This window comes from Fructilactobacillus sp. X8R4C1, from assembly GCF_059900905.1.
This window is the reverse complement of the sequence record NZ_JBWXVJ010000004.1, coordinates 43400-69363: the sequence shown is the minus strand read 5'-3', so window position 1 is coordinate 69363 and position 25964 is coordinate 43400. Positions and strand designations below refer to the sequence as shown.

Annotated in this window: 26 protein-coding genes and 1 tRNA gene; 22 read left to right on the top strand and 5 right to left on the bottom strand. The window is 40.1% G+C overall.

Going from position 1 to position 25964, the window contains the following annotated elements; translation table 11 throughout:
• Positions 1 to 6 precede the first annotated feature (6 nt).
• Positions 7 to 630 (bottom strand): SGNH/GDSL hydrolase family protein, encoded by a 624-nt coding sequence (locus AC6UDA_RS06315; protein ID WP_500711382.1) that lies wholly within the window; start codon positions 628 to 630, stop codon positions 7 to 9.
• A gap of 124 nt (positions 631 to 754) precedes the next feature.
• On the opposite strand from AC6UDA_RS06315, the gene AC6UDA_RS06310 reads away from it, so the two are divergent.
• The 13 genes from AC6UDA_RS06310 (at position 755) to AC6UDA_RS06250 (ending at position 11754) form a co-directional block, all read left to right on the top strand.
• The gene (locus AC6UDA_RS06310; RefSeq protein WP_500694029.1) at positions 755 to 1588 is read left to right on the top strand and encodes an alkaline phosphatase family protein; all 834 of its coding nucleotides are present in this window, start codon (positions 755 to 757) and stop codon (positions 1586 to 1588) included.
• A gap of 99 nt (positions 1589 to 1687) precedes the next feature.
• A complete protein-coding gene (gene rihC / locus AC6UDA_RS06305; protein WP_500711380.1) occupies positions 1688 to 2605 on the top strand; it encodes a ribonucleoside hydrolase RihC in 918 nt (305 codons plus the stop codon).
• 147 nt (positions 2606 to 2752) lie between these two features.
• Complete coding sequence (gene rsmG / locus AC6UDA_RS06300) at positions 2753 to 3475, top strand: 16S rRNA (guanine(527)-N(7))-methyltransferase RsmG (protein WP_500711378.1); 723 nt, start codon at positions 2753 to 2755, stop codon at positions 3473 to 3475.
• Positions 3476 to 3490: 15 nt separating this feature from the next.
• Positions 3491 to 4264 carry a ParA family protein gene (locus tag AC6UDA_RS06295; protein WP_500694026.1) on the top strand — a complete coding sequence of 258 codons (774 nt, stop codon included), beginning with the start codon at positions 3491 to 3493 and terminating at the stop codon, positions 4262 to 4264.
• On the top strand, positions 4248 to 5132 hold the full coding sequence (locus tag AC6UDA_RS06290; RefSeq protein WP_500711376.1) for a ParB/RepB/Spo0J family partition protein: 885 nt from the start codon (positions 4248 to 4250) through the stop codon (positions 5130 to 5132). The genes AC6UDA_RS06295 and AC6UDA_RS06290 overlap by 17 nt, the downstream gene beginning before the upstream one ends.
• 13 nt (positions 5133 to 5145) lie before the next feature.
• Positions 5146 to 5337, top strand: coding sequence for a DUF951 domain-containing protein (locus AC6UDA_RS06285; protein WP_500694024.1), 192 nt, complete (start codon positions 5146 to 5148; stop codon positions 5335 to 5337).
• 14 nt (positions 5338 to 5351) lie between these two features.
• Positions 5352 to 6449 carry a redox-regulated ATPase YchF gene (gene ychF / locus AC6UDA_RS06280; protein WP_500711374.1) on the top strand — a complete coding sequence of 366 codons (1098 nt, stop codon included), beginning with the start codon at positions 5352 to 5354 and terminating at the stop codon, positions 6447 to 6449.
• 9 nt (positions 6450 to 6458) lie between these two features.
• A complete protein-coding gene (locus AC6UDA_RS06275; RefSeq protein WP_500711372.1) occupies positions 6459 to 7199 on the top strand; it encodes a DUF1129 family protein in 741 nt (246 codons plus the stop codon).
• A gap of 138 nt (positions 7200 to 7337) precedes the next feature.
• Entirely contained in the window at positions 7338 to 8024 is a 687-nt protein-coding gene (gene croR, locus AC6UDA_RS06270; protein ID WP_500694021.1) for a response regulator transcription factor CroR, read from the top strand.
• A 21-nt stretch (positions 8025 to 8045) separates the two neighbouring features.
• On the top strand, positions 8046 to 9233 hold the full coding sequence (locus AC6UDA_RS06265; protein ID WP_500711446.1) for a sensor histidine kinase: 1188 nt from the start codon (positions 8046 to 8048) through the stop codon (positions 9231 to 9233).
• A complete protein-coding gene (locus AC6UDA_RS06260) occupies positions 9214 to 10503 on the top strand; it encodes a D-alanyl-D-alanine carboxypeptidase family protein (protein ID WP_500711370.1) in 1290 nt (429 codons plus the stop codon). Before AC6UDA_RS06265 ends, AC6UDA_RS06260 begins: the two co-directional genes overlap by 20 nt.
• 126 nt (positions 10504 to 10629) lie before the next feature.
• Positions 10630 to 11406 carry an AzlC family ABC transporter permease gene (locus AC6UDA_RS06255; protein WP_500694019.1) on the top strand — a complete coding sequence of 259 codons (777 nt, stop codon included), beginning with the start codon at positions 10630 to 10632 and terminating at the stop codon, positions 11404 to 11406.
• A 15-nt stretch (positions 11407 to 11421) separates the two neighbouring features.
• Positions 11422 to 11754 carry an AzlD domain-containing protein gene (locus tag AC6UDA_RS06250; protein ID WP_500694018.1) on the top strand — a complete coding sequence of 111 codons (333 nt, stop codon included), beginning with the start codon at positions 11422 to 11424 and terminating at the stop codon, positions 11752 to 11754.
• Between the two features lie 71 nt (positions 11755 to 11825).
• Here AC6UDA_RS06250 and AC6UDA_RS06245 read toward each other — a convergent pair whose 3' ends face one another.
• Positions 11826 to 13004 (bottom strand): class I SAM-dependent methyltransferase, encoded by a 1179-nt coding sequence (locus AC6UDA_RS06245; RefSeq protein ID WP_500694017.1) that lies wholly within the window; start codon positions 13002 to 13004, stop codon positions 11826 to 11828.
• A 170-nt stretch (positions 13005 to 13174) separates the two neighbouring features.
• Between AC6UDA_RS06245 and AC6UDA_RS06240 the strand changes: the two genes are divergently transcribed.
• Both AC6UDA_RS06240 and AC6UDA_RS06235 read left to right on the top strand, forming a co-directional pair.
• Positions 13175 to 14293: an AI-2E family transporter gene (locus tag AC6UDA_RS06240; protein WP_500711368.1), complete on the top strand. Its 1119-nt coding sequence runs from the start codon at positions 13175 to 13177 to the stop codon at positions 14291 to 14293.
• A 42-nt stretch (positions 14294 to 14335) separates the two neighbouring features.
• On the top strand, positions 14336 to 15034 hold the full coding sequence (locus tag AC6UDA_RS06235) for a 2,3-diphosphoglycerate-dependent phosphoglycerate mutase (RefSeq protein ID WP_500694015.1): 699 nt from the start codon (positions 14336 to 14338) through the stop codon (positions 15032 to 15034).
• Between the two features lie 29 nt (positions 15035 to 15063).
• On the opposite strand, the gene AC6UDA_RS06230 is transcribed toward AC6UDA_RS06235, so the two are convergent.
• Positions 15064 to 15540, bottom strand: coding sequence for a MerR family transcriptional regulator (locus tag AC6UDA_RS06230; RefSeq protein WP_500699628.1), 477 nt, complete (start codon positions 15538 to 15540; stop codon positions 15064 to 15066).
• A gap of 184 nt (positions 15541 to 15724) precedes the next feature.
• Between AC6UDA_RS06230 and AC6UDA_RS06225 the strand changes: the two genes are divergently transcribed.
• Together AC6UDA_RS06225 and AC6UDA_RS06220 are read left to right on the top strand one after the other, a co-directional pair.
• A complete protein-coding gene (locus tag AC6UDA_RS06225; protein ID WP_500694013.1) occupies positions 15725 to 17206 on the top strand; it encodes an MDR family MFS transporter in 1482 nt (493 codons plus the stop codon).
• On the top strand, positions 17206 to 17976 hold the full coding sequence (locus AC6UDA_RS06220) for a DUF4811 domain-containing protein (RefSeq protein ID WP_500711366.1): 771 nt from the start codon (positions 17206 to 17208) through the stop codon (positions 17974 to 17976). Before AC6UDA_RS06225 ends, AC6UDA_RS06220 begins: the two co-directional genes overlap by 1 nt.
• A 35-nt stretch (positions 17977 to 18011) precedes the next feature.
• Here the strand turns inward: AC6UDA_RS06220 and AC6UDA_RS06215 are convergent, their stop codons facing one another.
• The gene (locus tag AC6UDA_RS06215) at positions 18012 to 18905 is read right to left on the bottom strand and encodes a metal ABC transporter solute-binding protein, Zn/Mn family (RefSeq protein WP_500711364.1); all 894 of its coding nucleotides are present in this window, start codon (positions 18903 to 18905) and stop codon (positions 18012 to 18014) included.
• Between the two features lie 70 nt (positions 18906 to 18975).
• On the opposite strand from AC6UDA_RS06215, the gene AC6UDA_RS06210 reads away from it, so the two are divergent.
• Positions 18976 to 19048, top strand: a tRNA-Thr gene (locus tag AC6UDA_RS06210).
• 56 nt (positions 19049 to 19104) lie between these two features.
• On the opposite strand, the gene helD is transcribed toward AC6UDA_RS06210, so the two are convergent.
• Entirely contained in the window at positions 19105 to 21417 is a 2313-nt protein-coding gene (gene helD / locus AC6UDA_RS06205; RefSeq protein WP_500711362.1) for an RNA polymerase recycling motor HelD, read from the bottom strand.
• A gap of 307 nt (positions 21418 to 21724) precedes the next feature.
• On the opposite strand from helD, the gene trpS reads away from it, so the two are divergent.
• Genes trpS through AC6UDA_RS06185 form a run of 4 tightly spaced genes read left to right on the top strand, consistent with a single transcriptional unit; the run spans position 21725 to position 25963 of the window.
• On the top strand, positions 21725 to 22744 hold the full coding sequence (gene trpS / locus AC6UDA_RS06200) for a tryptophan--tRNA ligase (protein WP_500711360.1): 1020 nt from the start codon (positions 21725 to 21727) through the stop codon (positions 22742 to 22744).
• 51 nt (positions 22745 to 22795) lie between these two features.
• Complete coding sequence (locus AC6UDA_RS06195) at positions 22796 to 23731, top strand: Ppx/GppA phosphatase family protein (RefSeq protein ID WP_500694008.1); 936 nt, start codon at positions 22796 to 22798, stop codon at positions 23729 to 23731.
• Between the two features lie 8 nt (positions 23732 to 23739).
• Positions 23740 to 25005 (top strand): hydroxymethylglutaryl-CoA reductase, degradative, encoded by a 1266-nt coding sequence (locus AC6UDA_RS06190; RefSeq protein ID WP_500711358.1) that lies wholly within the window; start codon positions 23740 to 23742, stop codon positions 25003 to 25005.
• The gene (locus AC6UDA_RS06185; protein WP_500696930.1) at positions 24992 to 25963 is read left to right on the top strand and encodes an IpaB/EvcA family protein; all 972 of its coding nucleotides are present in this window, start codon (positions 24992 to 24994) and stop codon (positions 25961 to 25963) included. Before AC6UDA_RS06190 ends, AC6UDA_RS06185 begins: the two co-directional genes overlap by 14 nt.
• Position 25964 lies beyond the last annotated feature (1 nt).

Genomic DNA, 25964 nt, shown 5'->3' with positions numbered 1-25964 from the left:
CTCCTTTTAGTTGACGTTTGCTTTAATAAATTTGGCAATGGTTTCGGCCATCATTTTGTAAGTAGTCGAATTAGGGTGAAGACGATGGTCATGTAGTCTTGTTCTATAATTATCGTCGTCGACAATGGTCGGTGCCACCTTACGCCAGTTCAGATACGGAATGTTATTTTGGCGGTAGACGGTGGTTAAGCCGCAAAGGAGCTGCCCAAACGTGTAGTGGGCAAGTCCCTCAATGTTGTAGTTATCGGTGCCACCATCGAAGCGGTTAAATGGAAGGATTCCCAGAATTTGAATGGACGGATTTTCGATCTTGATTTGCTGGATGTTTTCATTTAACATCCTTTTAACGACTTCTAAAGTATCGTAGCGGTGGGCAAAATCGTTGGTACCATAAAAGATCGTGGCGATGTCGTAGTCACCAAAATTGTTGTGGTTAACCTGATAGGTTAAGTCCAGCTCACAATTTCCGGTAATGGTACCGGCATTCTGGCCTGCGTTTTTGATGAAGTTAAATGGTAAAATTTGACCTAAATAATAGGGCCAATTGTGCACTAAATCTTTTTCTCCGTCAAAACCACGAGTTAACGAGTCACCTAATAATATGATGTTGTCTTCATTAATTGATTTCATTTTTTAAACCTCGGTTGTGAATTGTGATACTATCATTTTACTGCTAAGTCAATTGACATGGGCATTTTATTATTGCATTATAGAATATAATTAAATTTTATTAAGTCGCATGGGAGATGAAAACGTGAGTTATAAAAGGGTAATTGTTGTGGATTTAGCATCACTCGGATTACGCTCGGACAATGAAGCAGAACAACTTAACGCTTCAAGCGATAACATCCTTTCACACGTTTTGAATCAATCCTCAAAGTCAGATTTACCATCGCTTCGGCGGTTGGGCCTTTTTAACATCTTTTTTGATGGGGAGCGTTCTTCATCAGATGAAGTCAATCCCGAGGGCGCTTACGGATTAGTTCGAACTAATTCCGTTGTTAATCGACCCGCATCCGGACTGCGAGAAATGTTTGATTGTGCCGTTAATTCACGTGTGTCAAGCGTCTTTGAAGAGGTTTATAAAGCGGAAAAGAGTTCCGTGATCATTTCCCGGTTTGTGGAATATCTTCAGGTTCAGGACTTTTCCAGACGGATTCAGGTACCCGATAATACCTCTGCTTTTGTTGAATTAAATCATCAGCTGGAAAAGGTTCGGAGCGGTTTTATTTACGTTCAAGTTCCAGATCTTCAGACCTCCGCTATGGAGGGTGATTTGGATCAATTCTCATCGGAACTGAAGAAAGTTGATGTCATGTTATCAGAACTGATGGATTCTTTAGAGGATGATGACTTGTTGATTGTTACCTCAAGTCGAGTTGGTGATTCACAAACCCAGGATGGATTATCGACTTACAAGATTTTACCAGTAATGTTGTATGATAACCAATCAACTGATCGCCACATTGAAGATGTTAATAAAGTAAGTGTGATTGGCGGAACGGTTCTAGATGGATTAGGAATCCTTGATCGAGTAAAACGACCATCAATAAGTTTACTTCCATACTTAAAAAAAGAGACAGCTTAGGCCGTCTCTTTTTTGATTGCTTTTAAGCTGAAGCAGCTAATTCAATTATGCGTGTGGTAAACTTGACTAATAACGACGGATTTAAAACGGAGGGATATTATGCAAAAAATTATTATGGACATGGACCCAGGAATTGATGATGCAGCAGCTTTGTCAGTGGCACTCAATGAGCCAAAACTGGATGTGGACTTGGTGACCACCGTCGCTGGAAACGTAACGGTTGATAAAACGACGATTAATGCCCTTAAAATTATTAATTTTTTTCATGATGGTGAGCGGGTCAAAGTCGCTAGTGGGGCCGCAAATCCCTTAATAAAGCCGTTTGAAGATGCAGCTCGGATTCATGGTGAATCTGGGATGCGCGGTTATGATTTTACGGGTGAACTGCCAGAGCCATTGAAAATGACCGCGGTGAAAGCCCTTCATGACCACATTATGGACAGTGAAGAACCAGTCACGTTGGTCGCAACAGGATCTTATACCAACGTTGCTCTCCTACTGTCTGAATATCCAGAAGTAAAAGCCAAGTTAGTGCGGATTGTTGCCATGGGCGGAGCACTTGGACGTGGTAACATGACCAGTGCCGCTGAGTTTAACGTCTTTACTGACCCTGATGCGGCCAAAATAATGTATCAAAGTGGTGTTTCAATTGTGATGATTGGACTTGATGTGACCAAAAAAGCTCTTCTTACTAACGAAACTTTAGCTGAAATTAAGAAAATGAATCGAGCGGGAGAGATGCTTTCTGCCATTATCACTAGTGATGGGGATCAAAGTAATGCAGGCGTGGCCATGCATGATGTTAATACGATTTTCTACCTGTTACACCCAGAATTACTTACTACTGAAGAGATGTGGATTGATATTCAAACTACTGGGCCCGCCAATGGCGCCACCGTTGGTGATATTCGTGGTGCTTATCATCATGGTCAAACCAATGCTAAGGTTGCCGTTGACATTGACGCCCAAGCGTTTAATGACTGGTTTAAGTCTGAAGTTCAAAAGATGCCAGATTAAACGGAACGGGGGTAAATTTCTCGGTGACTTTTTTCCTTTTTTTGGTAACGAAATCTTTAAATTTTCGTTATAATGAATAAAGGGTCTAATTTAAATTGGTTTAACTTTAATTAGTTTCCAATTGTTTGTTTTACATAGGAGAAGTAAATGAATCCAGAACAATTTAAAGCGGCATTGTTAAAACACAATGTCTCACTATCGGACTTTCAAGTAGAACAGTTTAAAAAGTACTACGAACTCTTAGTGTCCTATAATCAAAAGGTGAATTTGACGACCATCGTTGAACGTGACGACGTGTATTTAAAGCACTTTTACGATTCACTTACTCCCGTTTTTTACATACCAGAGCTTAAAAAGCCAAGGTCAATTGTAGACATTGGTGCGGGGGCAGGGTTTCCGTCAATCCCACTTAAGATTATTAATCCCGATTTAGAGGTCACCATCGTGGACTCACTTAATAAGCGGATTGTTTTTTTGAAACAACTAGTTAGTGAACTGGGATTGACTGACGTGCGCCTTGTTCATGCTCGTGCCGAGGAATTTGGTGGAAAGCGGTCAAATGATCGCGAACAATTTGATTTTGCAACCGCACGGGCACTGGCGCGGTTGAGTGTGATGTCTGAGTTGTGCCTCCCACTGGTTAAGATCGGCGGCAAGTTAATTGCGTTAAAGGCCGCTAGGGCTCCTGAAGAACTGAAGGGAGCTCAGAAGGCAATTACAACTTTAGGTGGTAAGGTCGAAAGTGACTTTGAGTTTAAATTACCGGAAAACGATGAAGTAAGAAATATAATTGTCATTGATAAAGTCACCAAGACACCAAAGAAGTATCCAAGAAAAGCTGGAACTCCAAATAAGGATCCGATCAAGTAAGAAGGAGGGAACAACATGGGAACCGTTATATCGCTTGCAAATCAAAAGGGTGGCGTTGGTAAGACCACGACTGCTGTTAATCTGGGGGCTGACCTAGCCACAAAGGGCAAGAAAGTCCTGCTGGTTGATGCCGATGCCCAGGGAAATGCCACTAGTGGCGTTGGTCTTAGTAAGCAAAAAATTAATAAAGATATTTATGATGTTTTAGTTAATGAAGAGCCGATCGAAGACGTTATTCTACATTCAGCTCATCAAAATCTCGATATTGTCCCTGCTACCATTCAATTATCTGGAGCAGAGATTGAGTTGACCCCCATGATGGCGCGTGAGACTCGATTGAAAACGGCACTTGAGAGTGTCTCTGACAAGTACGATTACATTTTGATTGATTGCCCACCTTCTTTAGGATTAATCACGATTAACGCTTTTACTGCCAGTGATTCGATTTTGATCCCGGTTCAGTCTGAGTATTACGCCTTAGAGGGACTGAGCCAATTACTTAATACCATTGGTTTGGTACAGAAACACTTTAATCCCAACCTCAAGATTGAGGGAGTGTTATTGACTATGTTTGATTCCCGTACTAATCTTGGAGCACAAGTCAATGGTGAGGTTAGAAAGTTTTTTAAGGATAAGGTGTACACCACCGTCATCCCCAGAAACGTTCGTTTATCGGAAGCTCCCAGTCATGGACTGCCGATCATTGACTATGATGCCAAATCAAAAGGCGCCAAAGTATACATGGAATTGACAAAGGAAGTGTTAGCTGCCCATGACCAACAAAAATAGTAAGGGATTAGGACGTGGAATTGAAGCATTGTTTAAGGACAATGACGTTAATAGTAATGACGAAGCAGTTGTTGATCTTGACCTAACCGAAATTTCGCCTAATCCTTATCAACCAAGAAAGAAATTTGATCAGAAGGCTCTTGACGATTTAACCCAGTCCATTAAAGAATCAGGAGTTTTTCAGCCAATTATTGTGCGCCACGATGTTGATAATCATAATTACCAGATTATTGCTGGTGAACGTCGATTTCGGGCATCTAAAGCTGCTGGGAAAGCCAAAATTCCAGCAATCATTCGTGATGCTACCGAAGAGCAAATGATGGAAATCGCTGTAATGGAAAACTTACAGCGTGAGGACCTTAATCCACTAGAAGAAGCTCAAGCGTACGATACTTTAATGACGAAACTGAATTTAACGCAAGCACAAGTTTCAGAACGCTTAGGCAAGAGCCGCCCTTACATTGCCAATTATCTTCGTTTGCTGGGGTTGCCACAATCCGTTAAGGATATGCTGCAAAAAAAGCAACTTTCAATGGGGCAGGCCCGGGCTCTTTTATCAGTCAAAGAAAAATCACAACTTTTGAATTTAGCTGCTAAGGCTAAGGATGAAACCCTCACGGTTAGACAGTTAGAAAAGTTAATTGCCAAGGCTAATAAGGCTCACTCAACCAAGAGTAAACGACCAGTGAAAAAGTCCAAGTCTCCCTACATTATGGAGAGCGAGGACCAGCTTCAAGATAAATTTGGAACTAAAGTTTTGATTAATGAGACCAATTCTAAGCTTGGTAAGGGACAAATCCAGATTGATTACATGTCAAACGAAGATTTGAACCGAATTTTAGACCTATTGGATATTCATCTCGACTAGGGAGGATATTTTTATGTATGGAATGCATGATATCGTTGAAATGAAGAAACAGCATCCCTGTGGCACCAATCGATGGGAAATCATTCGAATGGGAGCTGACATTAAGGTTCAGTGCATGGGATGTGGTCACATTGTGATGATCAGTCGACGACAATTTGAGAAACGTTTGAAGAAAATACTAGAAAAACACGAAGAAATTAATTAAAAGAGGTAAGCAGGATGTCTTTAACAGCGGGAATCGTTGGGTTGCCGAACGTTGGTAAGTCAACACTTTTTAATGCCATTACAAAAGCTGGTGCTGAAATGGCTAACTATCCTTTCGCAACGATTGATCCAAACGTAGGAATGGTAGAAGTGCCAGATAAACGGCTGGACCGGATTCAGGAGTTAATCCCGGCTAAAAAGGTGGTACCAACTACTTTTGAATTTACCGATATTGCGGGGATTGTAAAGGGTGCTAGTAAAGGTGAAGGGCTTGGAAACAAGTTTCTTGAAAACATTCGTCAAGTGGACGCCATTGTCCACGTCGTTCGGGCTTTTGATGATGACAATATCACCTCAGTTACGGGAACCGTTGACCCCATTGGCGATATTGAAACGATCAACGTCGAACTTGGAATTGCTGATTTAGATGCCGTTGATAAACGAATTGGAAAAGTTCAAAGAGCAGCAAAGAGCTCAGATGAAGCCAAGGAAGAACTGGATGTTTTAAACAAGATTAAACCGGTGCTTGAAGATGGCGGAGCTGTCCGCGATATTGATTTTGATGAAGACGAGCAGAAGATCGTTAAGGGATTGTTTCTTTTGACTTCTAAACCCGTTTTGTATGTCGCTAACATCAGCGAAGAATCGATGGCGGATCCAGAAAGTGACAAGTACTTTAAAATGGTTAAAGACTATGCTCAAAAACACGGTGCGCAGGCAATTGGAATTGCTGCCGAAACCGAGCAGGAAATCGCTGAACTAGGTGATGATGATAAAGCTGACTTTCTTGAGGCTGAGGGGGTTAGTGAGCCTGGTCTAAATAAGTTGATTCGTGCTTCATACAAATTACTTGGACTGGAAACCTTCTTTACTGCAGGTGGCAAAGAGACCAAAGCCTGGACCTTTAAAAAGGGCACTAAAGCACCTCAAGCCGCTGGAATTATCCATTCTGATTTTGAACGGGGCTTTATTCGAGCTGAGATTATGTCCTTTGAAGACCTAGATAAATACGGAAGTGAAAATGCCGTTAAAGAGGCCGGGAAATTGCGGGTTGAAGGTAAGGATTACGTCATGCATGATGGAGACATTGCAGAATTTAGGTTCAACGTCTAGGAGGAAATTATGAGCGAGGAAGATAATCGAAAACGAAATGCTAAAGCAAAACAGCATCAACATCACTCAAACACTAAGATTGCTGAACGAGAACAATTTGATCACGTTGGTTTGACCAAGAGAAATGCTGAATACATGTATAAATTTAAGCAGGAACTTTCGGAAACCAAATTGGAACCAGAAAAACAAGTTGCTCAAATCAGTACGATGGTAAATGAACTAAAAAAGGCTCAAAAGAGTGGAGTGACTGCAAAGAATCTGTATGGAACGGTTGCTCAAAAGGTGCAAGTCACGGTTCATCCACCAAAGAAACCCCAAAAGATGACGCCCATCACCTACGTGATTGATGCCACGTACAACTTTTTGTGGTTTTTGGTCCTGTTCTGTTTCTTGTACGCGGCCATGTTCTTCATTAATTCTTCGCAAGCATCAAAAGGTGGTGTAATGGGGATTACTGGCATCTTTGTTTCCTCCATTGTTGCTGGTGCAGGGATGCCACTTATGACTAACTTGTTTGCTCCGGGAGTAAAACATAAATATAATGGCATCATTCGAGCTTTGATGATGGTTCTATTGTTCGCAATTTGGATGCTAGTCTTCTTTGGTGGAACGTATATTCCGAGAGTGATTAACCCGATTACCAGTCCGATTGTTGATGCAGTGATTGGTGTAATTGGAATTGCGGGAATTTTGTACATGCGTCATCGTTTCCCAATTACCAATGGACTATTTACCGGGAACCGAAATTAATTAATGAATCGTGGATCAACTGGTCTACGATTTTTTTGATGTGAAAGTTTAAATGTTTATAATATTAAAACAATTTTGGTTAATCCCTGTTTTCAATCTGATAAACTGAAAGAAAACAGTGAATTCGAGGTAATTAAAATGAAAATTTTAGTTGTTGATGACGATAAAGAAATCGCACAATTATTAGAAATCTACATTAAAAACGAAGGTTACGAACCAATCTCAGCCTATAACGGTAGTGATGCCCTCTCACTTTTGCGCACTGAGCCAGACATTGGCTTGGTAATTTTAGACATCATGATGCCGGAAATGAGTGGGATTGATGTTATTAAAGAAATCCGTAAAGACTCCCAGATTCCGATCATTGTGTTGTCCGCCAAAACGGCTGATATGGATAAAATTCAGGGATTGGTTTCTGGAGCTGATGATTACGTCACCAAGCCATTTAACCCATTGGAAATCATGGCACGGGTTCGTTCCCTGCTTAGAAGAAGTCAAAACGATGTCACTAAGGACAAGCCTGACATTTTAAACGTGGGTCCACTGACTATCAATAAGGATTCACACGAAGTCAAGACGGAAGACGGCAAAGAAATCCAGTTAACCGCTCTGGAATTTGGTATTTTGTACCTTCTTGCCAGCCATCCTAACCGGGTCTTTTCCGCTGATGAGATTTTTGAGCGCGTTTGGAAACAAGAAAGTATCATTTCAGCTAAAACCGTCATGGTCCACGTCAGTCATTTACGTGACAAGATTGAAGAAGCCACTGGCGGTGAAAAAGTGATTCAAACCGTTTGGGGCGTCGGCTACAAAGTGGAAGCATAAATAATAAGAGGAATCTTGAGTTTGAAATTAACGACGAAAGAAAAAACTGAATTATTTGTTGAAGGAGTAGTTACTTTAATATTATTACTCCTTTTAAACTTGGCGATTACCGTGATTATCACTGAATCAATCGAGAGTAACCCGGGTCTAAGGGACGGAATCTTCATCATTAAGCAGTCGGTGACCTTTGGCCCGATGCATTTTCGACTACTTAGCTGGGAGAATCTCTTCATCATTGCTATGGGCGTAATCGATGTCATTATTATTTACTGGCGGTTGATTCGGCGCTATCATCAAATGCAACTCCGTCACATTATTTCGGAATTGCATTACATTGCGAACGGGCATTTTGACCATCGAATTCCCTTTGAATTAAAGGGAGATACCGAGCGAGTCATTCAAAGTATCAACGCGCTTGTTGATAGTGTCATTGAATCCATGAATGATGAGCGAGAGGTGGAAGCTTCAAAGGACAAATTGGTCACTAGCGTTAGTCATGATTTAAGAACGCCACTAACTTCAATTCTGGGGTACCTTGGTCTCATTGAAGACGGTCAGTATCAAAATGAAGACGACATTTTAAAGTATTCACATATTGCTTATTTAAAGGCGCAACAAATGAAACAATTAGTGGATCGGCTTTTTGAGTATGCTAAAGCGGGCGACAAGTCTAAGCCTTCGCAAAAAATTGATAACATTGATATGAATGCGCTATTAGAGCAGCTTCAGACCTCATTTAAACTTGATGCATCTAAGCACAAGATGACGATTGAAATGAAGCCACTCAAGCACGATATTTCGATCAAAGCCAATGCGGAGTCGTTAGGTCGGGTATTTAATAATCTGATCTCGAATGCTTTTAAGTATGGAAAGGGTGGACGTCATATCTATCTTTCTGCTAAGCCATTTAGTAGTGAAGGAGTTGAAATTATCGTTTCAAACGATGGCGAACAGATCCCTAAGGGGTCGCTAGATCACATCTTTGATCGTTTTTACCGGGTTGAGGAGTCACGAAATACCAAAACTGGCGGAACTGGCCTAGGACTTGCCATTGTTCGTGAGATTGTCACCAATCAGGGAGGTTATATTAACGTTTCTTCAACGAAAAAATTAACCGCGTTTAAGATTTACCTTCCGTTAGATGTTAAGCATCCATTACGGAAAAATAAACATGTGATAGGAGAGAAAAATGCAAACCAAGAAAAGTAATCATAGTGGTCATCAATTTCTCGTTTCATTTTTAATCATGACGTTAGCGCTCGTTTTAATGATTCCAGAGACCTTGGCAAAGGCCAACTCGAACGAAATCGATAGTAAAGCTGCCATTGCAGTGGACGCTAAATCAGGACAGATTATTTATCAAAAAAACGCTGCTAGAAACTTACCGGCAGCCTCGATGAGTAAGTTACTCACCGCATACATAGTTCAAAAACGAGTTCATGATCATCAATTGAAATGGGACACTAAGGTGGATATTTCACCTGCAGTTGCCAAATTAAGTACCAAAAAAGGGTTCACCAACGTTAAATTAGAGGCCCATAAGAAATACACGGTAAGGGAGCTATATTCAACGGCCCTAATTGGTTCAGCTAACGCGAGTGCGATGGCGCTTGGTGATAAAATCTCTGGTAACAGTGAGAATTTTGCCAAAACCATGCGAATAACTGCCAAAGAATTGGGAATTAAAGACGCCAAATTCTATAATGCTTGTGGTCTGACTAACAAACAGGTTGCACCGATGAATTTGCCAAGGGTGACTGGTGATTCTGAAAATGAGATGTCAGCAAAAGACACGGCAATCATCTCTTCCAAAATTATTTCGCAGTATCCTGATGTTCTAAAAACCACTAAGAAAACGCAGTATACATTTGGTGATACCGACCAAAAACCGAAAGAAGTTGTCAAGACCTCTAACGAAATGTTGAAGGGACAACGATATTACGATCCAGCCTTAAACGTTGATGGTCTAAAAACGGGAACTTCTAAGAAAGCGGGTGAAAACTTCGCGGGGACTTTAGATAATCACCATGGTCACCGCATTATCACAGTAGTTATGGGTGCTAAGCCTAATCAACGGTTTATCGTTACTAAGAACTTAATAGAACACGTAATCAAGAATTATCGCCCCATGGAGTATGATAACGATCAATTTACCGAGAATCATCTAAGGGTGATTAACGGGAAAAAACGGACGGTTAAAGTCAAGATGAGCAAACCAGTTACCCTGTGGGGCAAGGTTTCTCAACCAAATGAATTTAGCGACCAAATTATACTTGATTCAAAGCATGCTAAAGATAACGCGGTATCAGCTCCTGTGCTTAAAAATCAGGAAGTTGGAACGAATCAGGTTGGATTTAAAAATCAGAAGGTGGAATTTTTAAATCATGATGGTGGAAAAGCACCAATCGTTACCTGCCAAAGCGTTGATAAGGTTGGCTTCTTTTCGAGATTGTTCCGTGAAATTGTGGAATTTTTCTGATAATTACCATTAGAACAAAATTATGGTTTGTTATTTTGCCATTTTTTCTTATAATGAACAATGTACGCAAAAAGTTAATTAATTTTTTTAGGTTATTTATTCAAGAAATCAAGTGGAGGATTTCAATTGACAAAATTAGTACCGAATCCTAATGAACCTACTTGGAAAGCCAATTTCAAGGTCTCGTTTCCCTTAGACTTGAGTTACATTCCAATTGGTTTGGCGTGTGGGATTTTGCTACACGCCGCGGGATTTAACACGTTTAACACGATTTTGGTATCACTACTGGTTTTTTCCGGTGGTGCCCAATTTTTGATCGCATCCATGTTAACCATTAATTCACCACTTCTAACGATTGTGTTGATGCTTTTTTTCCTAGAGCTGAGATACGCATTATTAGGATCGAGTCTTTCTAAGTATCTTCACGGGCAGAACACGCTCTTTACGTTCTTTTTTGCCTGTTCTTTAAATGACGAAAATTACGCTGTGAACTATTTAAAGTTTTCAACTGACAAGAAATGGACCCCGAAGGATGCGTTGCAAGTAGAACATTTTACGTTATTTTTCTGGACCATTAGTAACTTAGTGGGGAGTTTAATTGGGTCAGCTCTTACAATTGATCTAACCGTGGTGCATTTCGCACTCACAGCGCTCTTCTTGTATATGATTGTGATGCAGTTAAAGGATTTGCTAAAAGTGTTTATTGCACTTTTTGCTGCTGGCCTTGCGATCTTCTTCTTAGTGTTAACTAAATCAACACTCGGATTAGTTGCGGCGACGTTAGTTGCATCGTTCGTCGGTTTTTTGCTTGATAAATACTTTCGGAGTCGAAAACGGAAGACCAACAAGAAAAGTATTTTTCTTAAGACGTTTAAAAACCCTGCGGGGACACCGAAGGAATAAGTTGGGAGAATTGTTATGAAATGGGATGCGATGCAACACTTTCTGTTAATATTGCTGTGTTTTTTGGTTGCTTTAGCTCCAAGATTTATACCATTAGCATTTTTTAGAAAGCGCAAAATTCCAAAATGGTTTACCGAATGGATGGAATTTGTACCAATTTGCCTGTTTACTTCACTGGTAGTAAAGGATATTTTTATTAATCAGTCATATGCCTTTTCGATTAGTGGTCAGGGACCAGAGTTAATCGCTGCCGTGTTGGTAATTGGGATTGCTTACTGGACCCGATCTATGCTAGTTTCAGTGATGGCAGGACTAGCGGCGGTGTTTCTGTTAACGTTTGTCCTTTAATGAATATTTGATAACAAAAAGACGTAACTTTAATTGATGAAGTTACGTCTTTTACTATCTATTATATTAAGTTATTTGTACATGTAGTCACGAGTCATTGGAAGTGATGCACCAGCCGGTCCCTTTGAAATGAGGTACTGCATGACATCGATATTTCCAACCTTAAATGAAGCGGCACAGGCTTGAAGGTACAAGTCCCACATGCGGCAGAAACGTTCGTCAAACATATTTTCAATTTCTTTTCGGTGCGCATTGAAGTTTTTGTCCCATGTTTCCGTAGTCTTCTGGTAGTGTCTTCTTAGTGATTCCAGGTCATAGATTTGCATGCCATTATCAATAATGTGGTCTAAGTTTTCGGTCAAACCGGGAATGTAACCACCAGGGAAGATCCACTTATTAAGCCAACCATTGATCGCACCACCTTGTTGTCTGGTAATTCCATGGATGAGGGCGTTTCCGTTTTTCGCTAAGTGGTCTGAAACAACCTTGAAGTATTCATCAAGATTTTCTTTCCCAACGTGTTCAAACATTCCGACTGATGTGATGTAATCCCATTTTTCTGACTTTGGTAGTTCACGGTAATCTTGAAGGCGGACTTCAGCGACGTCTTCAAGACCGTATTTTTTGATCTGTTCGTTAACGTAGTCGCATTGTTCCTGACTAAGAGTCACACCAGTAACCTTTAGGTCGTATTCTTTAGCGGCAACTAACATTAAAGTACCCCAACCACAACCGATATCTAAAAGAGTACCACCAGGCTGTGGGTTTAGTTTCTTGATGATATGATGAACCTTATTCATCTGAGCATCGTACAGGCTATCTTCTGGACTTTCCCAGTAACCACATGAATAGGTCATGGTCTTATCAAGCCAAATTTTGTAGAATTCATTTCCGATGTCATAATGCTTTTGCACATCTTTTTTACTTGCCGCTTCTGAATGAGAAGACTTTGGTAGCCACTTAATGAATTTCTTGTTGTGTAAGAAACTGCTACTATCCAGGTAAGCTGCTGCAACTAAATCTTCTAAAGAAATCCCTTCAACAGTGATTACACCATCCATGTATGCTTCACCTAAAGCGATTGAAGCATTACTGGTAATATCTTTAATTGGAATTGCCTTGTGGATGGTAATATGAGCTTTAGGCTCACCCTTACCATAAGTCTTGGTAGAACCATCCCAGTATGTTACCTTTAATGGAATATTAAAACTGTGTTTGATAAATTCACTGTAAAACGTCTTTTCAAGCATATAAAAACCTCTCTTTAATTCAATAGTTATATGGCCATTATAACCTTTTTTTGTGAAACTCGTAAAATAGACTGACATGAATTTTAACAAATTACATTAGATGCTATAATAAAAATATTACGTACTACTATTAAAATTGATTTGAGCAAAGTGTTAAATACGAATTATGAATGGAGAGGGGATGGATTAAAACCAAAATGGAGAATTTAACCAATTGGTGGCAAAAATTTTTAAATAACACAAAATTAAGACGGGCAGTGGTCTTGTTGCTAATTGTCGTTGTTCTGTATCTCTGTCGCTCAATGATGACCACCATTCTTTTGACCTTTATCTTTACGTTATTAATAACCAAGCTAGTACTTTGGATTCGGGCCCGGATTAAGATTCCGATTCCAATCTTGGTCATTGTGATTTACTTATTAATTGTGGGAGCCATTGTACTGGTAAGTATCCTGTACCTTCCCCAGATTGCTGAGCAGGGAGTTGAAATAACCAAGACGCTAATTACCTTTTATGAAAGTCCCCATTCGATTAAAAACCCAGAATTACGTTCGTGGGTTTTATGGTTACTAAAGAACTTTAATGTACCAAACCAGATTAAGGGAAGTATGAACCTGATTTGGAGTTACATTACAAGCATTGGTTCAACTGGGATTGCTATGTTCTTGTCACTACTTTTGAGTTTCTTTTTTACCTTGGAACTTAAGCAGGTGAAGCGCTTTTCTAAGAAGTTTTTAACCAGTACCTTTGGGTGGTTCTTCTCGGATATCCTGTTTTTCGCGAAGACATTCGTCAAAACCTTTGGGGTCGTGATTGAAGCCCAATTCTTTATCGCAATCTGTAACACGACCATTACCACGATTTGTTTATGGATCATGCAAATTCCACAGCTTTTGATCTTAGCTGTCATGATTTTCTTCTTGAGCCTCATTCCGGTGGCTGGGGTTATCATTTCGTTAATTCCTCTAACCTTGATTGGTTATACTGTAGGTGGATTTAGATACGTGGTATACATCTTCATCATCATTATGTTGGTTCATCTACTTGAAGCATACGTGTTAAACCCCAAGTTCATGTCGGCTAAGACCGAACTACCAATCTTCTTTACGTTCGTGGTCCTCCTGGTTGGTGAACACATCTTTGGAACGTGGGGATTAATTGTTTCGGTTCCTGTTTTCACCTTTTTACTGGACGTCTTAGGAGTCCAAAACGTTGATGAAGTGGCGAGAAATCGAAAACCAGGTTGGTTTAGTAAGATCAGTAAGTTAGTGAAAAAAAGTTTTAAATGATGTAAAATGAGTTAGTATAAAAACAAAAGAGGGGTAATTACAATGGCTAAATTAGTATTTGTTAGACACGGCCAAAGTGAATGGAACTTATCGAACCAATTCACTGGTTGGGTTGACGTTGACTTAAGTGAAGAAGGAGTTAAGCAGGCTAAAAATGCGGGTAAATTAATTGCTGAAGCAGGAATTCAATTTGACCAAGCTTACACTTCAGTTTTAAAGCGTGCCATCAAGACTTTAAATTATGTGTTGGATGAAAGTGACCAATTATGGATTCCAGTTTTGAAGTCTTGGCGTTTAAACGAACGTCACTATGGTGCACTTCAGGGCCAAAATAAGGCTGAAGCTGCTGAAAAATTTGGTAAGGAACAAGTTCACATCTGGCGTCGTTCATACGATGTTTTGCCTCCACTTTTGGACGCAAATGATGAGGGATCAGCTGCTAAAGACCGTCGTTATGCTGACTTAGATCCAAAGGCGATCCCTGGTGGTGAGAACTTAAAGGTTACTTTGGAACGAGTTATTCCATTCTGGCAAGATCACATTGCTCCTAAATTGTTAGACAACAAGAATGTGATCGTTGCTGCCCATGGTAACTCTCTTCGTGCTTTAACTAAGTACATTGAAGGAATCTCTGATGAAGACATCATGAACGTTGAGATTGCTACTGGTCAACCAATTGTTTATGATATTGACTCTGACTTAAACATTTTAGACAAGGTTAAATTAGGCGAAAATAAATAATTTAATCTAAACCAAAAGACACCTCCTAATTAATTAGGAAGTGTCTTTTTTGTATCCATTAGTGTGATTTTACTACCACGATCGCTTACTTTGATAATGACCGATTTACTGGGGTCGTCTGAAAGAGGTCCCATATTAATGCAGTAGTCGTCATTTTTAGTTTTAACGTATTGAACCCGATCGAGGATTAATTTTTTAAAAACTTTACTGATTTCTTCGTGACGTTTTGCCTTATCTACTGCCGTGGCTAAAGTAAAGCCGGACTCTAGATAGGATTTGATTAATAAAACGGTTACTAAGGTATAGATGCTATATCGCTTGTTTTGATTTTTATGAACTGGTAAAGAAGTAATGTATCCTCGCTGCTCCCAGTAGCGAATCTTACTTTGGGAAAGGCCGGAGCACTTGGAAATATCACCAATGCCAACCGAAATGTTATTTTTTTTGATGATTTTTCCGAGTCGTCCGTTGAGGTCAGCTACGTCTTGATCATTCTCATTTTCCAAGGGTTTACCTACTTTCTATGCTTAATCAAACTCGATGAATTCATTAAATAATACAATACTAATTATATGTAAAATAATGCGCGTGTCAATTAAATTGACATAAACATTGAATGGTTGTATAGTAGTTGGTGTTGTAATTTTGAGCAAATATTAATTAATTAAGCTTTTGAAAGGGGCATATATAATGCATAATATTCCTGCTGTTGATGCTAATGGCAAAAAGTATAATCGAACCATGTTTGTCATTATTCTTTTGGTTGGAACTTTTTGTACGGTTTTAAACCAAACCATTTTGTCAACGGCTTTTCCAACATTAATGCGTGCCTTTAATGTTAATACCTCGACCGTTCAGTGGTTAACCACCGGATTTATGATGGTTAACGGAATTTTGATTCCGGTTAGTGCCTGGTTGAGTGGACGTTTTAACACTAAATGGCTGTACTTATCAGCAATGATCATCTTTGAGATTGGAACGGTGGGGTCATGGATAGCTCCAAGCTTCTGGTTTTTATTTGGATCACGTTTGATTCAAGGTGTTGGAGTTGGTATTGCCATGCCATTACTTCAGACTATCATGTTGTCAATTTTTCCAGCAGAAAAACGGGGCACTGCCATGGGACTTGCTGGAATCGTCGTTGGTTTAGCGCCTGCCATTGGACCAACTTTGTCTGGATGGGTGATTGATACTTCATCTTGGCGAAATTTGTTTGGGATTATTGCTCCCATTGTTGCCATAGTCATTGTTTTAGGACTGTTTTTTGTTAAACCAGTTCTTCCAACTAAGAAGAGTAAGCTAGATTATCTCTCATTAGTTTTGTCTACCATTGGTTTTGGTAGTTTACTTTATGGATTCTCGTCAGTTGGAAATGACGGTTGGGGAAGTCCAACTGTCATTTGGGGATTAATTATTGGAATCATTTTTATTATTCTCTTTGGATGGCGTCAACTGGTCATGAAGAACCCGTTCTTGAATTTAAATGTTTTTAAATCACGTGAATTTCGACTTGGAACCATTGTCAGTGCGGTGGTCTTCATGGGAATGGTCGGAGTTGAAATGGTCTTACCTCTCTACTTACAAATTGTTAGAGGGATGAGTGCTTTTCATTCCGGATTGACTCTATTACCCGGAGCACTTTTGACCGGATTTATGAGCCCAATTACTGGAAGACTATTCGATAAGTTTGGAGCCCGTCGTTTAGCAATGGGTGGATTGTTCTTATTGACGGTTGGAACTTTTCCATTTTTGTTTTTAACAAAGGATACTCCAACCATTTACGTTGTTATTTTGTATGCGATTAGAATGTTTGGGGTGGCAATGTCCATGATGCCAGTAACGACATCTGGAATGAATGCTCTTCCAGTTTCTGAAATGGGGCATGGAACTGCTGCTAACAATACCTTTAGACAGGTTTGTGGATCAATTTCAACGGCCGTTATGATTTCAATTCTAGCCAACGTTACTACCAATAATATGCCAGCAAAACACTTACTTAAAATTAATCCATTGGCATATCGAGCTGGAGCAATTAACGCTAATTTGAAAGGATACATGGCAGCCTTTGGAGTCGCATTCTTAATCTCATTAATTGCCTTTCTTTTGACGTTTGCGTTGAAAAAGGGTCATGTTACTGAAGATCCTGTTTTTGAAAAGGGAGGTAAAAAATAATGATATTTATCTTACTAATTATTTTTGTAATTGCCTTTTTCTTAACGTGGAATTTGATTGCTAATAAAAAAGTGGCAACCTCTTTAGGCCTTATATTTGCTACTTTGATTATCATTACGATTGGTATAATGATTGCCAATTACCACAATCACTTTGGGATGGAAAAGAAGACCACGGTTAAGACCACTTCGTTTACATCAGTGAACAATCAAGCCAACATGATATTGTATAAGAAGATTGGTCAGACTAATGATAAAGTTGTGATCTACAAAAAGAATGTAAGTCAAAAGAAGCCAACCGTAACACCTGCGATTGACACTACGAATGAAATCAAACCAGGTGACGATTCAAACAAACTGGTTACGAAGAAACAAGATTGGGTCTACAAAAATAAATTTTACAAAGTCTTCTTCATGTTTGCTCAAAAAGAAGCCTTTATTAAACGTACGAATACTTTCCACGTAAAATCAGGTTACATGGTATTCACACCTGAACAAGCTAAAGCATTTGGGAAGGCCATGAAACAAGAGGCTGCTCAAATGAAGCAGTCACAACAAAATCCTGAAGCTCAGCAACAGATGGCTGCTTCTGGGAAACAGTTTGTAGCAGCTAAGATACAACAAGCTATGGCCGAAAATCCAAAGATGTCACCAAAGGACCAAGCTAAGCTGCAAAAACAAGCTGAGAATGAATTTAAGGCGCAAATGCAGAACAAAGCTAAAAATCAGATGGAACAAAAGGCAATGGAACAAGCTTTAAAAGTTAACTAGATAAAAAATGATGCTCAAATTTTGAGCATCATTTTTTATTGCTGTTTTTGGATTTTTTCAAGTTCTTGGTATTGATTGTTCATCCACTGCATGTAATTCTGGCCCTTTGGAGCAGTCTCTGAGACGTTTAAAATAGGAACATGATGTGTTTTAGCGTACTTAACCATTTGCGTTACCACCGGGCTATCGGATTGAGTGTTATTAACAAAGAAAGCAATCTTATGGTTGCGCATGTCACTTTGCAGGTTAGAAATGTCACTGACTGAAGGATCGACGCCCTTTTCGATCGCATTTGAGAACCCGTAGTCCTTAAGTTTGTAACCAAGAGCTGAAAGTGAGTAGTCAAATACGGGTTCGCTGGTAGCAACTGATTGACCGTGCGAATTCTTTGATAACTGCTTGATTAACCGTTGCGTTTGGCCCCATTCATTTTTGTATGTTTGCGCATTTTCCTCAAAATATCCACGGTGATCTGGATCAATCTTACTGTAGACGGTAACTAGATGATCAACCAAATGGTCCATGGTAGTTGGTTTATACCAAATGTGTTCGTTGTCGCCATCTTTTTTATGCATCAATTTGCCAACGTTTACGTCCTGTTGATGATCGTTTCCAGCGTTGTGAATTAATTCGTTCATCCAATCGTCATAACCAATTCCATTTGAGATGACCACGTTTGCCTTGGCAACTTCTTTCGCGTTGTTAGTTGTTGGTTCAAAGTCGTGTGGATCAACGTCTGAATTGATGATGGACGTGTTGTGACCGTACTTTCCAACAACTTGTTGGGCCGCGTCCCCATAGAAGTTCACCGAACTCACAATCTGAATTTTCTTTGGGTCATGGACTGCTGATTTGTGACAGGCTGTGAGTGGAATCATCAGTAGTACGAGACAAGTGACTAGGAGGGAAAGTTTAAAATGTCGTTTCATATTATCGTCCTTTTCTAATCTTTATGAATTCTATCCTAGTGTACCATTTTTGGTGTGGTAAAATAGGAATGCCATTCTAGCTCAGTAGGTAGAGCATTTCCATGGTAAGGAAAAGGTGCCGGGTTCGACTCCCGGGAATGGCTTATCATTTATTTTCATAGTTTAAAACTCTCACTACGTAATCGTAATGAGAGTTTTTTTATTCGACCGTTGAATTTTTACTGACTTTAATTAAATTATCACTGATGGATTGTTTAGGTATCAACGGCGAAACTTCGCCGTTACACAACAGGGTTAACGAATGCATGGCTCGCGTCAAAATTGTGTAAAGGACTCCAAGTGAGTGCTGATCAGGGTAATTCTTTTTTGAGACGTCCCAGGCAATGACCGAATCAAATTCGAGTCCCTTGGCCAGATAAACGGGAAGCACGACAACTGGTGAAGTCATATCTCGGTCACTATCTTTTAATAATGTAGCATCAAAGTGAGCGTTGACCTTTTGATAAACTTGTTTGGCCGATGTGGCATCTCTAGTAATGACCGCAACGGTTTCATGTTTTTGAAGTTGGTTGTTGATAACGTCAAATAAAGAACTTGTTAGTTCATTAAAATTGTCCTTCACGATTAGCTCAGGCTTTTCCCCATTTCGGTTGAAGGCCTCGATGTTATTTCCATCTGGTAATAATGACTTGGCAAAGGACGTGATGGGATAGGTTGAGCGGTATGAACGATTCAGCTGAATTAGTCGCGAATGTTTACTAGGGATGGCATCATTAAGCTTGTCCAGTAACGTTTGGGCTGATTCAACATCCTTGAAAATGGCCTGTTCACTATCACCAATCAGGTTGAACTTAGCTCTCGGAAAAATGAGCTTGAGATACATAATCTGGGCAATTGAGTAGTCCTGAATCTCGTCGACGAAGAGGTATTTAATGTTAACGTTTTTATTTTCCCCACTGAAACGATCCCTCAAGTACAGTAGGGGGGCAGTGTCGTCCAAACCAATTTGGTGAAATTCAATGTGATTTAGGAAATCATTTTTGCTTTGTTTAAAAGCATCTGGTTCAACATTTTCAGGCAACTTAACGTGGTCAAGAAAATCGGCGTATTGAACGTATGGATCGAAAAACTCATCGTTGTAGATGGCATCGTACACGGTACTAAGTCGATCTTTAACTAGTCGCGTGGCAATGTAGTTTCGTTCATCGTCTAGTTCCTCAAAGTCATTTAAGTGTTTTTCACCCAGAAGATTGTGGTACTGTTCTTCGCTCATGGTGTCGATAATGTCAGCGACCCATTTTTTCTTAGTTTCATCGTGAATACGGTTCTTCAGTCTCTTGATTAAGCGATTCTTCGTTTGAAGGAGTTTTTCACTACTGGTCATCCCACTGGGTAGACTAGCGTAAACTTCACGAATTTCATTTTTAGAAAAGTAAACTTCACCATTAAAGTGAATATCATCGAACTTGATTTGATCAGAAGTGAGAGTTTGGACGTAGTTTTCAATCTGATCGATGAAGTTCTGACTATTTTTGAATTCGCGAAGTTTAGAATCAGAATCATGATCAGAAGCTTCGTAACGTTGAAAAAGGGTCTGAACTTTCATGCCCTCAAGTCGGTGGGCAAAAAATTCAGCTAACGTAACCTGACGCATATTACGTTCCCCTAAACTTGGCAGCACATCCTTAATGTAGTTACTAAAAAGAAGATTCGGAGAAAAGAGTAGGATTTGGTCAGCATTTAAAGAGTCCCGACTGTGATATAACAGAAAAGCAATCCGTTGTAAGAGTGCTGAGGTCTTTCCTGATCCAGCTACTCCTTGAACGACCAGCAGATTACTGGTGGTATCTCTAATAATGTCATTTTGTTCGTGCTGAATGGTGGCTACAATGTTCTGCATCTTTTCGTTGTTTTCATCACTTAAAGCACTCTGCAAGAGTTCGTCGCCAACCGTTTCGTTGGTATCAAACATGTTGATGATCTTGCCGTCTTTAATCTGGAATTGACGCTTCTTTAGAAGGTCAGTGGCTTGTTTTCCATTGGGAGTGTCATAAGTGACTTTTCCAAGCGTACCATTATAGTAGACACTTGAAATGGGAGCTCGCCAATCATAGATTAAGAATTCACCGTTTTTGTCGATGAAAGACGCCTTTCCAATGTATAGGTGATCAACGTCAGAAAAGCCCTCGTCAGAGATGTCAATTCGACCAAAGTAAGGTGATTTTTTAAGATCCTGGTAAGTGGCTAGTTGGCCCTCAACAATGGCTTGATCCTCAACCACTTTGTTAGTTAAACTTCGCTGTTGTTGCAGGTCAGCGCTGGTTTCGATTCGGTCATCAGCTTCCAAATAATTTGCGGATGTGTTAGTCCCGTAGTCTTTTTGAACTCGTTGAGTTTCTGCCTTGGCTTTTTGGTATTCGGTTTGGGTGTCTTGGATTTTTTCGTCCAATTGGGAACCAACCCAGGTGACCCGCTCTTGCTCTTTGTTTTTTTCATCCTTATTCAAGTGCATACTCCTCCCTTTAATTCGTGAATAATTCTAATTTGAAAAGCCGGTACTGTCAATTTTTTCGTGCTTTGACAACCCGTCATAAATCGCATAAAATGAAGTTAATATGTATTTAGTTTAGTAAGTAGTGGAGTCAAATAACAGAGAGGCTATGTTTACTGAGATTAGTCAGACAACACGAATTGGATAATGGGTAACAACCTTATAGTTTGAGTGGCAGAGAAACCTCTGCAATTTAGGTGGTACCACGTGCAAGGCGTCCTATTGATTATTCAATAGGACGTTTTTTATTAAAGAAAGGAAAATTACTATGGCAAAAAAAGAAATCGTGTTAACTGGTGATCGTCCAACTGGAAAACTCCACATTGGACACTACGTTGGTTCGTTAATGAGTCGTTTAGAGTTGCAGAATTCGGGTAACTACGACCCATTCATCATGATTGCTGACATGCAGGCCTTGACCGATAACGCTCGTGATCCAAAGAAGATTCAAAACAGTCTGCTGCAGGTAGCCTTGGACTATCTAGCGGTCGGACTTGATCCAAATCAATCAACGATCTTTGTCCAATCACAGATCCCAGCCTTAAATGAACTAACCATGATTTATCTTAATTTAGTAACGGTTTCCCGGTTGAAACGAAATCCGACCGTGAAAACTGAGATTAAACAAAAAAATTTTGGTGAAAGTGTACCAGCTGGTTTCTTCATCTATCCGGTCAGTCAAGCCGCTGATATCACCGCCTTTAAGGCAACCGTGGTTCCGGTTGGAGAAGATCAAGAGCCAATGATCGAACAAACCAGGGAAATTGTCAGAAGCTTTAATAGTGCCTATCACAAGAACGTATTGGTTGAACCACAAGGTTTCTTTCCACCGAAAGGCATGGGGCGCATTCCTGGCCTCGACGGAAATGCCAAAATGAGTAAATCGCTTAACAATGCTATTTACCTTGCTGACGATGCCGATACCATTAAGAAAAAAGTGATGTCCATGTACACGGATCCAAAGCACGTCCACGTTGATGACCCAGGTCAAGTTGAAGGGAACACGGTCTTTACGTACTTAGATATTTTCGCTCACGACAAGCAAAAAGTTAGTGAACTTAAAAAGCAATATCAACACGGTGGTCTTGGAGATGTTAAAATTAAGTTGTATTTAAACGAAGTTTTGCAAGATGAACTCAAGCCAATTCGACAACGTCGAGAAAAGTTAGCTAAGGATCCTGAGTATGTCTACCAGGTTTTAAAAAACGGAAGCGACGCGGCTAACATTGTTGCAGAAAACACCCTTGAAGAAGTTCGTGATGCCATGGGGATTAATTATTTTAAGTAGATAAATTGTCATAGCACCAAATATGAATAAATACTTGAGGAGGAGAATCGAATGGAGAACTTTGTTATCATTGATATCGGTTCAAACTCAGTCAGAATGGCAATTTATTGCATCGATTCCGATGGAAGTTATCATGAGATTAAACGCGTTAAGAACGATACGAGATTGTCTGAGGGAATCGGACAAAATAACATTTTACAGATAACTGCAATGAATCGTACGATCTCGGCGCTTCGATCCTTTAAGTCAGAGTATTCAAAGTATAAAAACGTTGTGGTTCGTGCCATTGCTACGGCAGCGGTGCGCCAAGCTCAAAATCAAAAGGATTTTTTACACAATGTTTATAAGCAGCTTCACATTAAGATTCGCGTGTTAACCGGCAAGGAAGAAGCTTACTATGATTATCTAGGAATCTCTGATCGATTGGCGGTTAAAGATTATCTCTTGATGGATGTTGGTGGTGCTAGTGTTGAAATTATTCAGGTTAGAAACCAAAAAGATATCCATTGTATCAGCGTTCCCATTGGGGCAGTAAAAATTTCGGAACAATTTCATTTGATTAACCAGGTGACTCCAGCTGATTTATTTGCGGCTGAGTCTTACGTTATCGAAGTGTATAGTCGGATTCCTTGGATTAAGAAGCCCCTTCATTATCCGATTGTTTTGATTGGTGGCGCTGCCCGCGCAATTGCAAGAATTAATCGACAGTACCAACACTTAAGTCACGTCGATCACATCCAAAATTTTCAGTTAACCAGAAAACAGGTCAACAGTACGATGGAAATGTTTCTGAGTAAGACTTTGGCTGAGCGTCAAAAGATTAATGGGCTTGAAAACGACCGTGCCGACGTCATCATTGGTGGTTCCCTTTGTTTAACCGTCATGATGCATTTTATTGATTCCAAACGGGTCATTTTCTCAAACGGTGGCGTGCGTGAGGGACTGATTAATGAATACATTGAGAATAGTCCTCATTTTAGAAAATAGGTGTCATTTTGAACGATTTTAATGGATTTTATAAAAAATCATATCAAAAACGGTTACAGCAGGTTGCCAAATTTGCCGATCTTGATCGAACACAACTTGATGTGATTGAAAGTCACTTCGTAGATGCTAGTAGCCACATGATTGAAAACTACCTTACCGACTACGGATTGCCAGAGGGGGTTGCAACTAACTTTGTAATTAACGGAGTCGAACATTTAATTCCGATGGTGATTGAAGAACCCTCGGTCATTGCGGCCGCTAGTAACGGCGCCAACATGCTTCGTGTTGGTGGCGGCATTCAGGCTAAGTCTCAGAGTTGCATCTTGACTGGTGAAGTCATTTTAGGAGTCTCGGATCCGGTTCAATTTACCGAATGGGTTGAAACTCATCGAGTTAAATTAATGCAGGTTGCACACGATGCTCATCCCACAATTGATAAATACGGTGGTATACACGATTTGACCGTCTCACCTCTTTACGATCATTATCTGGTGATTGAACTGTTCGTTGATGTCGGTGATGCGATGGGGGCTAACATCATGAATTCGATGCTTGAGGCTCTTTCGACATACATTGAAATCAACACTAGTCAATCATCTTTAATGAGTATTTTATCGAATTATGGGGATAAAAATTTGGTTACAGCATCAGGAACCGTTCCGTTTCGGGCCCTAAAACGAGGTCAATTGGACGGAAAAAACGTTGCTGAAAAAATCGCAGAAGCCTCATTAATTGCAAATAAGTACCCAAAACGGGCAGCAACTCACAATAAGGGGATCATGAATGGGATTGATGCGGTTCTCGTTGCCACTGGTAATGACTGGCGCGCCGTTGAAAGTGCGGTTCATTCCTATGCCGCAAAGGATGGTCAGTATCGTGGGGTTAGTCAATGGCGAGTTACTCCTGACGGATTAAAGGGAGAAATTACCATTCCGGTACCCTCAGGAATCATTGGTGGTGCAACTCGGCTCTTTTCAATGAGTAGGATTAACTATCAAATTTTAAACGTTAACTCCGCCACTGAGTTCATGGAAGTGATTGCTTCCGTGGGACTAGCGCAAAACCTGGCCGCATTAAAGGCCCTTGTTACCGATGGAATTCAAAGGGGTCACATGAACCTCCAGATGAAATCACTCGCCATGTCTGCTGGAGCTTCCAGTAAGAACTTGGACATGGTGATTAACGCATTAAAGAAATTACCAACAAATCAAAGAAACTTAGAAAACGCAAAACAAATTATAGAAGGGAAGTTTGGATCAGATGGCCGAAAATAATGATAATGTGCAATTAAGTAAGACGACGCAAGGCTTAATTAACGAAGTCAGTCACTTTTTTCCAGGGGATGTTGAGGTTCAATTTATTGGCAACTTAAAGTCCGGTTATGTGCGACATGACCAAGCGCAAGTCGTGCAAGATGGTGATCGACTTTACGTGCAGATTAGAGATCTGACTGAGCCGGATTTTACTGCTACTCATGAGTTGTTACACTTGTTAATGACACTCCGTGGTTTTCCACAGATTTACTTTCCCCTTACTAGTGGGGATAAGCAACTTGATGAACAGTTAATGTACATGGGAACTGAGTTGTACGATGATGTATGTCACTTTGTCGTGTATGCTGAACAGAGAAAGCACGGTTTAGTTGATGAAGCGGTTGAAAAAGAATATGTTAAGGGTGTTAGACAGACGATTACCCCTGAATCTGGGAAGGTCGACGATGAAATGCCATTACGATTAGTGACCATTTTGGATGCCATGATTTTTCTTGGCGACCACTTTGATCAGTACGAAGACGTATTTCAAACGAGTTTTCCCATTTCTTTAAAGGCCGCTAAGGAACTTTACGCAATGCTTACAGAGAAGCCGGTGGACTCACCATTTACCCTCAGACGCGATGTGGTCAAACTATACCGTGATTTTGATAAACAGATGAAGAACTGGGGACTACCAGCCTTACAATTAAATGATTTTGTGATGCTAACGGCGGTCTTCTCAAAGCGCCAACTCGGTTTGCAAGTGAAACAGGTTTTTAACCTTTATCACTCAGAATTAAAGGAGACCAAGACTAACAAAAGAGCGTACGTGGGCTTTACCAAATCGGATGACCAAAATTCGTTTGTGACAAGTGGTCCAGCTGGTAAAAAGGCAAGTGAAGACTATTTCAAAGAACTATATTCAAAGACGGTTAAAGAGTTGTATCAAGACTTACGGATTCCATATTTATTGAGATAAG

Excerpts from the sequence above, each read along its gene's own strand:
- AC6UDA_RS06245 (WP_500694017.1), bottom strand. The coding sequence starts at position 13,004 with ATGCTTGAAAAGACGTTTTACAGTGAATTTATCAAACACAGTTTTAAT.
- AC6UDA_RS06240 (WP_500711368.1), top strand. The coding sequence starts at position 13,175 with ATGGAGAGGGGATGGATTAAAACCAAAATGGAGAATTTAACCAATTGG.
- AC6UDA_RS06285 (WP_500694024.1), top strand. The coding sequence starts at position 5,146 with ATGTATGGAATGCATGATATCGTTGAAATGAAGAAACAGCATCCCTGT.
- AC6UDA_RS06185 (WP_500696930.1), top strand. The coding sequence starts at position 24,992 with ATGGCCGAAAATAATGATAATGTGCAATTAAGTAAGACGACGCAAGGC.
- AC6UDA_RS06295 (WP_500694026.1), top strand. The coding sequence starts at position 3,491 with ATGGGAACCGTTATATCGCTTGCAAATCAAAAGGGTGGCGTTGGTAAG.
- AC6UDA_RS06225 (WP_500694013.1), top strand. The coding sequence starts at position 15,725 with ATGCATAATATTCCTGCTGTTGATGCTAATGGCAAAAAGTATAATCGA.
- croR (WP_500694021.1), top strand. The coding sequence starts at position 7,338 with ATGAAAATTTTAGTTGTTGATGACGATAAAGAAATCGCACAATTATTA.
- AC6UDA_RS06215 (WP_500711364.1), bottom strand. The coding sequence starts at position 18,905 with ATGAAACGACATTTTAAACTTTCCCTCCTAGTCACTTGTCTCGTACTA.
- rsmG (WP_500711378.1), top strand. The coding sequence starts at position 2,753 with ATGAATCCAGAACAATTTAAAGCGGCATTGTTAAAACACAATGTCTCA.
- rihC (WP_500711380.1), top strand. The coding sequence starts at position 1,688 with ATGCAAAAAATTATTATGGACATGGACCCAGGAATTGATGATGCAGCA.
- AC6UDA_RS06315 (WP_500711382.1), bottom strand. The coding sequence starts at position 630 with ATGAAATCAATTAATGAAGACAACATCATATTATTAGGTGACTCGTTA.
- AC6UDA_RS06290 (WP_500711376.1), top strand. The coding sequence starts at position 4,248 with ATGACCAACAAAAATAGTAAGGGATTAGGACGTGGAATTGAAGCATTG.
- AC6UDA_RS06250 (WP_500694018.1), top strand. The coding sequence starts at position 11,422 with ATGAAATGGGATGCGATGCAACACTTTCTGTTAATATTGCTGTGTTTT.
- ychF (WP_500711374.1), top strand. The coding sequence starts at position 5,352 with ATGTCTTTAACAGCGGGAATCGTTGGGTTGCCGAACGTTGGTAAGTCA.
- helD (WP_500711362.1), bottom strand. The coding sequence starts at position 21,417 with ATGCACTTGAATAAGGATGAAAAAAACAAAGAGCAAGAGCGGGTCACC.
- trpS (WP_500711360.1), top strand. The coding sequence starts at position 21,725 with ATGGCAAAAAAAGAAATCGTGTTAACTGGTGATCGTCCAACTGGAAAA.
- AC6UDA_RS06195 (WP_500694008.1), top strand. The coding sequence starts at position 22,796 with ATGGAGAACTTTGTTATCATTGATATCGGTTCAAACTCAGTCAGAATG.
- AC6UDA_RS06220 (WP_500711366.1), top strand. The coding sequence starts at position 17,206 with ATGATATTTATCTTACTAATTATTTTTGTAATTGCCTTTTTCTTAACG.
- AC6UDA_RS06260 (WP_500711370.1), top strand. The coding sequence starts at position 9,214 with ATGCAAACCAAGAAAAGTAATCATAGTGGTCATCAATTTCTCGTTTCA.
- AC6UDA_RS06235 (WP_500694015.1), top strand. The coding sequence starts at position 14,336 with ATGGCTAAATTAGTATTTGTTAGACACGGCCAAAGTGAATGGAACTTA.
- AC6UDA_RS06275 (WP_500711372.1), top strand. The coding sequence starts at position 6,459 with ATGAGCGAGGAAGATAATCGAAAACGAAATGCTAAAGCAAAACAGCAT.